Raw genomic sequence first — 11,605 nt, forward strand, 5'->3', positions numbered from 1 at the left:
AAATTATGCGGTCTGTCATTCTTAATGGAACGAAGTGAAGAATCTCTTTTATGTTGATGGATTCTCCTTTGTCAGAATGACAAACGCAACTTTCAATTGCTGAGTGAAACGCCCTTGCGAACTAGAAATATTTTCAAGTTTATTTAAAAAAAACTTCGCGACCATAGCGTTAAAACTCAACATAATATGTAAGATAAAAATCTTTAAAATCAATTCAAAATGAAAAAATTCACCTCTGTGAGTGATGTTGAAAACTTACAGGAAATTATAAAAAAAGCTTTACAAATTAAACAAAATTCTCTTTCGGAAACTGAGAAAGGAAAAGGAAAAACGATAGGACTTGTCTTTTTAAATTCAAGTTTGAGAACCCGTTTAAGCAGCCAGATTGCCGCACAGAATTTAGGGTTGAATGTTTTAACATTAAATGCTGCTCAGGAAGCATGGAACTTGGAATTTGCAGACGGTGCTGTGATGAACGGAGATACGGTTGAACATATTAAAGATGCGATTGAAGTATTAAATCAATATTGTGACATCATTGCGGTTCGTTGTTTTGCGGGGATGAAAAGTAAGGAAGATGATGTTAACGAAAGTATTTTAAGCCAGTTTGAACAACACGCAAAAGTTCCGGTTATTTCATTGGAATCAGCGACACGTCACCCTTTGCAGAGTTTGGCAGACTGTATCACCATTACAGAAAACTGGAAAGAAGAACGTAAACCGAAAGTGGTTTTAACGTGGGCTCCTCATATCAAACCGATTGCTCATGCGGTAGGAAATTCTTTCGCAGAATGGATGCAGGAGATGGATGTTGAATTGGTAATAACAAATCCTGAAGGGTATGATTTGGATAAAAGCTTTACAAAAGACGTGAAAGTAATTCATGATCAGGATGAGGCGTTGAAAGATGCAGATTTTATCTATGTTAAAAATTGGTCGTCTTTTGATGACTATGCTGCGATGCCGGAAGTGAAAGAAAGTTGGATGTTAACGAACGAAAAATTGGAAAACACCAATCAGGCAAAGGTAATGCACTGTCTTCCCGTTCGTCGAAATGTGGAATTAAGCGATGAGGTAATGGATGGTGAGAATTCCATTATTTATCAGCAGGCTAAAAACCGTATTTTTTCAGCTCAGGCAGTTTTCTCTGAAATTTTAGATGGAATTAATTCAAAATAATCAAATCATGCAAGAAAAGCTTTTCGTCATAAAAATTGGAGGTGCTTTGATTGATGATGAGGAATTATTGGAAGAATTCCTGGAGCAGTTTGCCCAGATTCAGGAAAAAAAGATTCTCGTTCATGGTGGTGGAAAATTAGCAACAACATTGGCAGACAAGTTGGGAATTGAACAGAAGCTGGTGAATGGACGTAGAATTACGGATAAAGATACCTTAGATATTGTAGCGATGGTCTATGCAGGAGGAATCAACAAAAATATTGTAGCCAAACTTCAGCAGAAAAAATGCAAGGCTATAGGATTCTCAGGTGCCGATGCGAACCTAATTAAAGCAACTAAACGTGAAGATGATGAAATCGATTTTGGATTTGTGGGCGATATTACGGAAAAAGGTGTGAATAGAAAACTGATTTCAAAGTTGCTTAAACTTGAATTGGTTCCTGTATTTTCCGCAATTACGCATGATAAAAAAGGACATCTTTTCAATACAAATGCAGATACGATTGCTTCTGTAATTGCTCAAGCTTTGTCGGTAAAATATGATGTGGAATTATTGTATTGCTTTGATAAAGAAGGTGTTTTGGAGGATGTTAATAATCCGAAATCTGTTATTAAGAATATTTCCGAAGAAGAGTTTTCTACATTAAAAGATGAAGGAAAACTTCACAAAGGAATTCTTCCAAAATTAGAAAATGCTCTTGGAGCTGTAAAAAATAATGTAAATAAGGTATTCCTGATTAAAGAAACCGAACTGAAAAACCATATAGAAAACCATCATGCAGGAACTGAAATCTGTTTATAGTAAAGAAGAACTACTGAATAACGCAGTTGAATTGTTAAAAAAACTGATTGAAATTCCGTCATTCAGCAAAGATGAATTTAATACGTCTGTGGAAATTGAAAACTTTTTTAAAAAGCATCATATTCCGACCAAACGTTTTAAAAATAACATCTGGGCGGTGAATAAAAATTTTGATGTTTTCAAACCGTCGATTTTGCTGAATACGCATCATGACACGGTAAAACCGAATAAGGCGTATACATTAGATCCGTTTTTGCCCATAGAAAAAGAGGGTAAATTATTCGGATTGGGAAGTAACGATGCAGGCGCTTCTTTGGTTTCAATGGCGCAGGTTTTTTTACATTTTTATGATAAAGAAGATTTACAATATAATTTAGTTATTGCTTTAACGGCAGAGGAGGAGATTTCAGGATTTGATGGGATCGAGGCTTTATTTCCGCAGCTTCCGAATGTGGAGCTTGCTGTTGTGGGAGAACCGACGCTGATGAATCTGGCAATTGCGGAAAAAGGACTTTTGGTTATTGACGGGGAAATGAAAGGGACTCCTTCTCACGCCGCTCATCCGAATAATGATAATTCTATTGTGAAATGTATGGAAGATCTGCAGAATATTCTAAACTTCAGATTTCCAAAAGTTTCAGATTATTTAGGAGAGGTAAAGATAACATTGTCAGGAATTCATGCCGGAGTTCAGCATAATGTGGTGCCGGAATCTTGTGCTTTTACACTGGATGTGAGAGTTACAGATGAATATTCAAATGAGGAAGCTTTCGAAATCTTACAGTCACAGATGAAATCAACTTTAACGGCAAGGTCTTTTAGATTAAATTCTTCAAAAATTGAAATGGATCATCCTTTTGTAAAGGCAGGATTAGAAATTGGAAGGACAACTTATGGTTCACCAACTTCATCCGATCAGGCAATCATTCCTTGTACATCTGTGAAGCTGGGACCTGGAGATAGCAGGCGTTCTCATACCGCGGATGAATTTATTTTCATTGAAGAAATTGCTGAGGGAATTGAGATTTACATCCGAATTTTGGAGAGGATATTATAGGCTGGATGATAGAGGCTTGTAAGTAAGTGAAAAATCTCTTTTTGATCATTCAATAGATTCCTCCTTTGTCGGAATGACAAAGTTGAGTACAATAATAAATAAAGGGAAGGGAAGTAACAGAAGGTAAAAGTTCGGCGTACTTCTTTGAACTTCAAAACATTTGATTTTAGTTAGTTTTTTTACTGTTTTGACTTTACTCAGCAGACGATGAAGTTTGAATATTTTTAATAAAGATTTATGCAAAGGTTGATGTTAAAAATGAAAGACTTTAAAAATGTGGAAATGTTTAAAGTTGCAGAAATAGAAAATGAGTTCTGCTGGGTTGTCAAAATAGATTAAATTTTTAAAGAAAGAATATGAAAAAAATATGGCAGAAAGACGATAATGCCACCAATATATTAGTAAATAACTTTACAGTCGGGAAGGATCTTGACTTTGATGAGCGTCTGGCGAAATATGATGTCAAAGGTTCTATGGCACACTGTAAAATGTTGGCAGAAGTTGGAATTATTTCCAATGAAGAATCGGAACAGATGTTGTCTGTTTTGGCAGGTATTTTAGAAGACATCGAAAACGGAACTTTTGAAATCGATAAAAATGCGGAAGATATTCATTCGCAGGTTGAATCGATTTTAATTGAAAAATTAGGCGATACAGGAAAAAAAATACATACGGCGAGATCTCGTAACGATCAGGTTTTATTGGATATTAAATTGTATTTAGTAGATGAAATCCGGGAAATTACAGCATTAACGGATGAATTTTTTCAGATTTTAATCAAATTAGCAGAACAGCATAAAAATGTTTTGCTTCCGGGATATACCCATTTACAGATCGCAATGCCTTCATCATTTGGTTTGTGGTTTGGAGCCTACACAGAAGCATTATTGGATGATGTGGAAATGTTGTTTTCGGTTAAAAATATCATTAATAAAAATCCATTAGGTTCTGCAGCCGGTTATGGCTCATCTTTCCCGATTGACCGTGAAAGCACGACGTATAATTTAGGATTTCAGTCGATGAATTATAATTCTGTATATGCTCAGATGACGCGTGGAAAATCGGAGAAAATGTTGTCGATGGCAATGGCTACTTTGGCGGGAACTTTAAGCAAATTCTCTTATGATGTCTGTCTGTATTTGAGTCAGAATTTTGATTTTATCAGTTTTCCTAAAGAATTTACAACGGGAAGCAGCATTATGCCTCACAAGAAAAATCCGGATATTTTCGAATTGGTTAGAGCGCGTTGTAACAGAATTCAGTCGTTACCGAATGAATTTATTTTATTGACAAATAATCTCCCTTCAGGCTATCATAGAGATATGCAGCTGACGAAAGAAATTCTTTTCCCAGCTATTGATTCTTTAAAAGAATGTCTGGAGATTTTAAATTACACGTTACCCAATATTCAGGTAAAAGATGGAATTCTTGAGGATGAAAAGTATAAATATCTTTTCAGTGTAGAGAAAATCAATGAAGAAGTGAAAAACGGAAGTTCATTCCGTGATGCTTATGTAAAAATAGGACAGGAGATTGAAAATAATGCGTTTGATTTTGAAATAGGCAATCTCAATCATACACACCAAGGAAGTATCGGAAACCTGTGTTTAGATAAAATCGAATATCAGTTTAATAAACTGAAAAATAAATTATTGGGTTGATTTAAAACAAGAAAATTGTTTTAAATTGATAATGAGATGCTTCGGCAAGCTCAGCATGACAACACTACTAATGAATGGCTAATAAAACAATTAGTATTAGAGATGTCATGCTGAGCCTGTCGAAGCATCTTTAAATTTATATAGAAAAAGTTTGAGTTTAAATAAAGATTTAATCCAAATCAATCTTAAACTTAGTAGATTTTTTTACTTCATGAAGCACGATAGAACTGTGGTATTGCCCGATATTTGGAATATTTGAAATCACGTTCACGGCGAATTCATTATAAGAATTGATATCCTTTGCAATAATCTTTAACATGTAGTCGTATTCACCGGAAAGACTGATGATCTCCTGAACTTCATCATGTTTGCCAATGTTTTTCTCGAATGTTTCCAAAACCTTCTGAGATTGTTCTTTCAAACGAACATTACAATACACCACAATATTCAGACCTAGTTTTTCACGATTCAAAAGACCTACATATTTCTCAATAATCCCGTTTTTCTCCAGCTGTTTGATTCTTTCATAGGTTGGAGTAAAGGTAAGACCAATCTTTTCCGAAATTTCTTTCACGGATAAAGTGGAATCTTCCTGAATTATGCTGAGAATCATTCTGTCTTTTAAATCCATATAATAATAATGTTGAGTTGTAACAAATATACAATCTAATTTTTTTATTATCCATTACATTGTGATAATATGCTGATTCTTTACTTCAGTTTTGACTAAAAAATATAAAAGCCATTTTTTATTCTAGCCTTATTAATTGTTGAAAATCAGCAAAAACCGTTTCTCAAATCTAAGTAAAATATTTTTTTGTATAAATTTTATGTATATAGATAATTTCATATGATAAGTTCATTTTATATTAAAAAAACTTTTAATTTAGGATAAGGAACAGAACTGCTTTTTAGAATGACGAAATTCCTGCAATGGCAGAATAATTGTATTGATCTGCTTACCAAATAACAAACTAAACATGAGGAAAATTATTGATATGGACACTTTTTCCTTCGAAGAAACACAGAATAAATTTCAAAGTGAAATTATTGGGGGACTGAAAGGTGATCCCAAACATCTGCTTTCCAAATATTTTTACGACAAGAAGGGAGATCATCTTTTTCAGCAGATCATGAATATGCCGGAATATTATCTTACTGATTGTGAACTTGAAATTTTTACGCAAAAAACAGCCGATCTGGCAAATGCAATCAATGCTTTTGATGAATCTTTTGATCTGATTGAGCTTGGAGCTGGAGACGCTACAAAATCTTCTTTTTTATTGGAATATCTTGTTGGTCAAAAAGCAGATTTTACTTACATGCCAATTGATATTTCGGGGAATATTATTGAAGTTTTGGAAGCTAAATTAGCTTTAAAAATTCCCAATCTCCATGTTGTTGGTTTAAACGGAGAATATTTTGAAATGCTTGATAAAGCAAGCAAAATTTCCTCCAAAAGAAAAGTGATCCTGTTTCTCGGAAGTAACATCGGGAATATGGAAGTTGAAGAGGCTTATCATTTTTGTAGTGAGCTGAGAAAAAAACTAAATCCCGGCGATATTCTTCTCATCGGTTTCGATTTAAAGAAAAATCCGCACACCATTTTACAGGCGTATAATGATAAGACCGGCATTACAGCTGCTTTCAATCTCAATCTTTTGACCAGGATCAATGAGGAGTTGAATGCTGATTTTAATATTGATCAGTTTCAGCATTATCAGACTTATGACCCATTATCAGGAGCGTGCAGAAGTTATTTGATCAGCTTAAAAGATCAAATCGTAGCTATTGGAAATCAAGAGATTCAGTTTAAAGAAAACGAAGCGGTTTACATGGAAATTTCACAGAAATACTCTCTGGATGAAATAAATGTAATGGCTGTTAAAAATGGTTTTGAATCTTTAAAAGAAATCTCAGATTCCAGAAAATGGTTTATAGATGCTATTTGGAAAGTTGTATAATTTAAATCTGAAACTATGAAAAATCTCACTTTAATCTCACCTCAGGAACAGATCAAAGAAAAATATCAAGCCGTTAGAAAACGTTCTGTTGAAATTTGCCAACCTCTTGAAATAGAAGATTATGTTGTACAACCTATTGTAGACGTAAGTCCTCCAAAATGGCATTTGGGACATACGACATGGTTTTTTGAAACCTTTATTCTGATCCCGAATTTTCCGGATTATCAGGTCTTTGATCCGCAATATAATTTTGTTTTCAATAGCTATTATGAAACGATCGGAGCTCGTGTGATCCGTACAGACAGAGGAAATTTAAGCCGTCCTTCCGTTGCTGATGTTTATCGTTATAGAGAATATGTTGATCAGAATATGACGATTTTTTTATCCAATTTTGATTTAAATGAAGATTTAAAAAAGCTCTTTGAATTAGGCTTAAACCACGAGCAGCAGCATCAGGAATTGTTGTTAACGGATATTAAATATATTTTGGGTCACAATCCATTATTCCCGGCTTATGACAAAAATTATCCGTTAGAAAAGCCAGAGCATGAAAATTTAGAAATGCTTGCTTTTTCCGAAGGAATTTATGAAATAGGATTTGAAGGTGAAGGTTTTTGTTTCGATAACGAATTAAACAGGCATAAAGTTTTTCTGAACGATTTTGAGATTTCAAACCGTCTTGTAACCAACGCAGAATATATTGAATTTATGAATGACGGAGGTTATGAAGATTTTAAACATTGGCACGCTGAAGGTTGGGACTGGGTAAAAGGAAATCAGTTGAAATCTCCGCTTTACTGGCATTTTATAGAAGGAAAATGGATGCATTATACCTTGAACGGATTAAAAGAAATTAATCCCGATGATGCAGTTTGTCATATCAACTTTTACGAAGCATCTGCTTTCGCATCCTGGAAAGGTTTACGCTTACCGACCGAAGCAGAATGGGAAGTTGCTTCCGGAAAATTCAGTTGGGGAAAACGTTGGGAATGGACAGGAAGCGCCTATCTTCCATATCCAGGATTTGCAAAAGAAGAAGGAGCGGTGGGAGAGTACAACGGAAAATTCATGGTTAATCAAATGGTTTTAAGAGGCGCTTCTGTTGCAACACCAGTCGGGCACAGCCGTAAAACATATAGAAATTTCTTTCAGACCCATCTTCAGTGGCAATTCACGGGAATCAGGCTGGCAAATTAATTTGAACTGATGATTACTGTAGAATCTGTTTCTAAAAGTTTTAATAATCGTCCCGCTGTGGATGATATTTCCTTTGTTGCTCATGAAAAGGAAATTTTGGTTTTATTAGGAACCAGCGGTTGTGGAAAAACGACTACCCTTAAAATGATTAACCGTCTCATAGATTCAGATTCGGGTAATATTTTAATTAATGGAAAAAATATTAAAGAGCAGAAAACAGAAGAATTAAGAATGGGAATCGGGTATGTGATGCAGAATTCCGGACTTTTCCCTCATTATACGATTGCTGAAAATATTGCCGTGGTTCCAAGGCTCCAGAAATGGGATTCAAAAAAAATTGAAACCCGGACAGAAGAATTAATTCATAAACTGCATTTGTCTGATGATGTTCTAAGAAGATTTCCTCACGAATTAAGTGGCGGACAGCAGCAGCGCGTCGGAATTGCCAGAGCTTTGATAGCAAATACACCTATTTTATTGATGGATGAACCCTTCGGAGCACTGGATAATATTACAAGATCCGATATTCATTCTGAATTTAAAACATTGAATGAACTGAAAAATAAAACCATCATTTTGGTGACGCACGATGTTTCCGAAGCATTTGAATTGGGGCATCGGATCTGTTTAATGGATAAAGGCAAAATTATCCAAATCGGAACCCCGAAAGAAATGATTTATCATCCTAAGACTGATTTTGTCAAAAATTTCTTTGCCAGCAACCGTCTGATCTTAGAATATAAAATCACCAAAGTTGAAGACCTTCAGTTAGAAAATGTGCCGGAAAAAGATTTTGATAAAACTGAAAATATCTGGAATGTTCTTCAGAACCTTAATGCAAATCTAAAGGATGCTGAACTTTACGACAAAATAATAGCAGCTTTTAACGAATACCGAAAAAAACAATTAGCATAATGCAGCAAAGTTTGTGGCAGTTTCTTGTTGAGCAGCAGCATAAAATATTCATTCAGGTGATCCAGCATTTGGGACTGACCTTTATTGCGTTATTGTTTGCTATTGCCATCGGTTTGCCTTTAGGAATTTTAATCAGCCGCAAAAAAAAATTGGCAACGCCCGTTTTAACGGGTGCCGGAATTTTACAGACCATTCCAAGTATTGCTTTACTGGGATTTATGATTCCTGTATTCGGAATCGGACCGGAGCCTGCAATTGTTGCACTGTTAATCTACGCTTTGTTGCCCATCATCCGAAATACTTATACAGGAATTTCGGGAGTAAACAACAACGTCATTGAAGCAGCAAAATCCTTGGGAATGTCGAAAAGCCAATTGCTTTTTAAAGTGGAATTACCTTTGGCAATGCCGGTTATCGTTGCAGGAATCAGAACTGCGGCAGTAATTAATGTCGGAGTGGCAACGTTGGCTTCCTTTGTTGCAGCGGGAGGTTTGGGTGAGTTTATTTTTGGCGGAATTTCTCTTAATAACTCTAATATGATCCTTGCGGGAGCGATTCCGGCGGCATTATTGGCAGTTATTGTGGATCAGATCATTGCCTTCATTCAAAAATTACCATATCGTACGATCCGGAAAATATTGATCCTTATTCCTGTTGTTTTTATACTTGCAGGTGGAATTTATTTTTGGACTAAAAATTCTGCAAACGATTTGCGTGCCGGTTTTACGCCTGAATTTATGGGAAGAAAAGATGGAGATATTGGTGTGAAAAATACTTATCATTTAAATTTAAATCCTTCCGTTGTTAATGATGCACTAATGTATAAGGCTTTATATGAAGGAAAATTAGACGTTATCAGTGGGTATTCTACAGATGGTAGGATTAAAGCTTATGACTTGATGGTTTTAAATGATGACAAAAAAATATTTCCTCCATACTTTGCAGCTCCTATTATTAAGGAAAAAACGTTGCAAAAATATCCTGATCTCGAAAAAATACTCGATCTCCTCGCAGGAAAGATCAGTGATTCTGTTATGAGAGAGCTGAATTATAAAACCGACTATCTTCATGAGGTTCCGGAGAAAGTGGCGAAAGAATTTTTGGTTAAAAATCATTTGTATAAAACTCCCAATAAAGCAGGAAATGAAACGATCCGGATTGGCTCAAAAATATTTGGTGAACAATATATCCTTGCCGAAATGTATAAAATGCTGATCGAGGGAAATACCTATTATAATGTGGAAACCAAAACGGGTTTAGGCGGAACAAAAATCTGTTTTGATGCTTTAATGAACGATTCCATAGATTTTTACCCCGAATATACGGGAACGGGATTGCTGGTTTTACTGACGCCTGATAATTCAACAATAGATAAAGTCACGAAAAGCGCGGATCTTACCTATCAGTTTGTACAAAATGAATTTGAGAAAAAATACAGAATTCGCTGGCTTAAACCTATTGGCTTCAATAATGCTTATGCACTTGTTATGCGAAGAAATCAAGCTGATCAGTTTAAAATAAGATCAATAACCGACTTGAAAAATTATACTGATAAAAAATAATTTTATTAGATGTAAGTTTTTAAAACGGTTCCAAATCTCATATACTGTAGCGAGAATAATTAAATTTCAGATATAATGCAAATTTGGTTTTGTCAGTTTCTAAAATTGTTGTATCTTTGCATCTAATGAATAAGACAGTATTTATATCATTAGAATTACCGGGCGCAGACGCCCTTTACGATATTTATTTATAGTAAGCGAAGATATTTTCTTCGCTTTTTTTTTGTGAAAAAATTAAGATAGTATGTTTACAATTACAGAACTAAGCACCGAGAGAATCAACAGTATAGTTACAGAAGCATTAGCTTTTGCCAATGGAAAAACTGCTAAAATAGAAGGAGAGGTTTTTTGCTCAAATCTTTTCTTTGAAGACAGTACCAGAACAAAAACAAGTTTTGATATTGCCGAAAGAAAACTAGGATTACAAGTGGTTCCTTTTGATGCTTCTCACAGTTCTGTAAATAAAGGAGAAAGTCTTTACGACACGGTAAAAACAATTGAAAGTCTGGGGGTAAATCTGGTAGTGATCAGAGATAAAAAAGACAGGTATTTTGAGGAACTGGAAAATATAAAAATTCCGGTTATCAACGGTGGAGACGGAACAGGAAACCATCCTTCCCAATGTATGCTTGATCTGTTGACAATCTACCAGGAATTCGGAAAATTTGAAGGCTTGAAGGTGGGAATTGTAGGAGATGTAAAACACAGCCGCGTTGCCAATTCAAACGCAGAAGCTTTGAGAAGACTGGGTGCAAAAGTATATTTCTCAGGACCTGAACAGTGGTTTGATGAAGGCGCTTTAATCAACGGAACGTACCTAAGTGTTGATGAGTTAATTGCTGAGGTTGATGTTTTAATGTTGTTAAGAATTCAGCACGAAAGACATGATGCAAAAATGAGCTTCTCAGCATCGGAGTACCACAGAAAATATGGTTTGACAAAGGAAAGGGAGCAAGCCATGAAAAAAGAAGCGATTATTATGCATCCGGCTCCAATTAACAGAGGAGTGGAAATTGATACAGATTTGGTAGAATGCGAACGATCAAGAGTATTTAAACAAATGCAGAATGGCGTTTTTGCAAGAATGGCAATTTTAAAAGAGGCGTTGGAACAAGAAGGGTATACTTTTAAATAAGAACCAATGAATTAAGAACCAAGTTAAAAGTAAACGCCCATAAATTCCCCTCCTTTGGAGGGGTGGCGAAAATTCAAAGAATTTTTGACGGGGTGGTTAAAAATAAGAATCATCAGTAATAAGGATGGTTGAA

10 protein-coding genes are annotated in these 11,605 nt (G+C 35.2%); 9 read left to right on the forward strand and 1 reads right to left on the reverse strand.

Features of this window, described 5'->3' with window-relative positions:
• Nucleotides 1–219 precede the first annotated feature (219 nt).
• The 4 genes from P0Y62_01560 to argH all read left to right on the forward strand — a co-directional run bounded on the left by P0Y62_01560 (nt 220) and on the right by argH (nt 4,699).
• A complete protein-coding gene (locus P0Y62_01560) occupies nt 220–1,179 on the forward strand; it encodes an N-acetylornithine carbamoyltransferase (protein WEK70242.1) in 960 nt (319 codons plus the stop codon).
• A 7-nt stretch (nt 1,180–1,186) separates the two neighbouring features.
• Nucleotides 1,187–1,981 (forward strand): acetylglutamate kinase, encoded by a 795-nt coding sequence (gene argB, locus P0Y62_01565; protein WEK70243.1) that lies wholly within the window; start codon nt 1,187–1,189, stop codon nt 1,979–1,981.
• Entirely contained in the window at nt 1,956–3,038 is a 1,083-nt protein-coding gene (locus P0Y62_01570) for a M20 family metallo-hydrolase (protein WEK70244.1), read from the forward strand. The genes argB and P0Y62_01570 overlap by 26 nt, the downstream gene beginning before the upstream one ends.
• Nucleotides 3,039–3,394: 356 nt before the next feature.
• The gene (gene argH / locus P0Y62_01575) at nt 3,395–4,699 is read left to right on the forward strand and encodes an argininosuccinate lyase (protein ID WEK70245.1); all 1,305 of its coding nucleotides are present in this window, start codon (nt 3,395–3,397) and stop codon (nt 4,697–4,699) included.
• Between the two features lie 169 nt (nt 4,700–4,868).
• Here the strand turns inward: argH and P0Y62_01580 are convergent, their stop codons facing one another.
• Nucleotides 4,869–5,330, reverse strand: coding sequence for an Lrp/AsnC family transcriptional regulator (locus P0Y62_01580; protein ID WEK70246.1), 462 nt, complete (start codon nt 5,328–5,330; stop codon nt 4,869–4,871).
• 367 nt (nt 5,331–5,697) lie between these two features.
• Here P0Y62_01580 and egtD point away from each other — a divergent pair, with 367 nt between their 5' ends.
• The 5 genes from egtD to P0Y62_01605 all read left to right on the forward strand — a co-directional run bounded on the left by egtD (nt 5,698) and on the right by P0Y62_01605 (nt 11,472).
• On the forward strand, nt 5,698–6,663 hold the full coding sequence (gene egtD / locus P0Y62_01585) for an L-histidine N(alpha)-methyltransferase (protein WEK70247.1): 966 nt from the start codon (nt 5,698–5,700) through the stop codon (nt 6,661–6,663).
• Nucleotides 6,664–6,678: 15 nt separating this feature from the next.
• Nucleotides 6,679–7,860 (forward strand): ergothioneine biosynthesis protein EgtB, encoded by a 1,182-nt coding sequence (gene egtB, locus P0Y62_01590; protein ID WEK70248.1) that lies wholly within the window; start codon nt 6,679–6,681, stop codon nt 7,858–7,860.
• Nucleotides 7,861–7,869: 9 nt separating this feature from the next.
• Nucleotides 7,870–8,775: an ABC transporter ATP-binding protein gene (locus P0Y62_01595; protein ID WEK70249.1), complete on the forward strand. Its 906-nt coding sequence runs from the start codon at nt 7,870–7,872 to the stop codon at nt 8,773–8,775.
• Entirely contained in the window at nt 8,775–10,337 is a 1,563-nt protein-coding gene (locus P0Y62_01600) for an ABC transporter permease/substrate-binding protein (GenBank protein WEK70250.1), read from the forward strand. Before P0Y62_01595 ends, P0Y62_01600 begins: the two co-directional genes overlap by 1 nt.
• 244 nt (nt 10,338–10,581) lie before the next feature.
• Nucleotides 10,582–11,472 carry an aspartate carbamoyltransferase catalytic subunit gene (locus P0Y62_01605; GenBank protein ID WEK70251.1) on the forward strand — a complete coding sequence of 297 codons (891 nt, stop codon included), beginning with the start codon at nt 10,582–10,584 and terminating at the stop codon, nt 11,470–11,472.
• The last annotated feature ends 133 nt before the right edge of the window (nt 11,473–11,605 follow it).

It is taken from the genome of Candidatus Chryseobacterium colombiense (assembly GCA_029203185.1).
GTDB classification, from domain to species: domain Bacteria; phylum Bacteroidota; class Bacteroidia; order Flavobacteriales; family Weeksellaceae; genus Chryseobacterium; species Chryseobacterium colombiense.

Coding starts and splice junctions, on each gene's coding strand:
- P0Y62_01560 (WEK70242.1), top strand. CDS start 220: ATGAAAAAATTCACCTCTGTGAGTGATGTTGAAAACTTACAGGAAATT.
- argB (WEK70243.1), top strand. CDS start 1,187: ATGCAAGAAAAGCTTTTCGTCATAAAAATTGGAGGTGCTTTGATTGAT.
- P0Y62_01570 (WEK70244.1), top strand. CDS start 1,956: ATGCAGGAACTGAAATCTGTTTATAGTAAAGAAGAACTACTGAATAAC.
- argH (WEK70245.1), top strand. CDS start 3,395: ATGAAAAAAATATGGCAGAAAGACGATAATGCCACCAATATATTAGTA.
- P0Y62_01580 (WEK70246.1), bottom strand. CDS start 5,330: ATGGATTTAAAAGACAGAATGATTCTCAGCATAATTCAGGAAGATTCC.
- egtD (WEK70247.1), top strand. CDS start 5,698: ATGGACACTTTTTCCTTCGAAGAAACACAGAATAAATTTCAAAGTGAA.
- egtB (WEK70248.1), top strand. CDS start 6,679: ATGAAAAATCTCACTTTAATCTCACCTCAGGAACAGATCAAAGAAAAA.
- P0Y62_01595 (WEK70249.1), top strand. CDS start 7,870: ATGATTACTGTAGAATCTGTTTCTAAAAGTTTTAATAATCGTCCCGCT.
- P0Y62_01600 (WEK70250.1), top strand. CDS start 8,775: ATGCAGCAAAGTTTGTGGCAGTTTCTTGTTGAGCAGCAGCATAAAATA.
- P0Y62_01605 (WEK70251.1), top strand. CDS start 10,582: ATGTTTACAATTACAGAACTAAGCACCGAGAGAATCAACAGTATAGTT.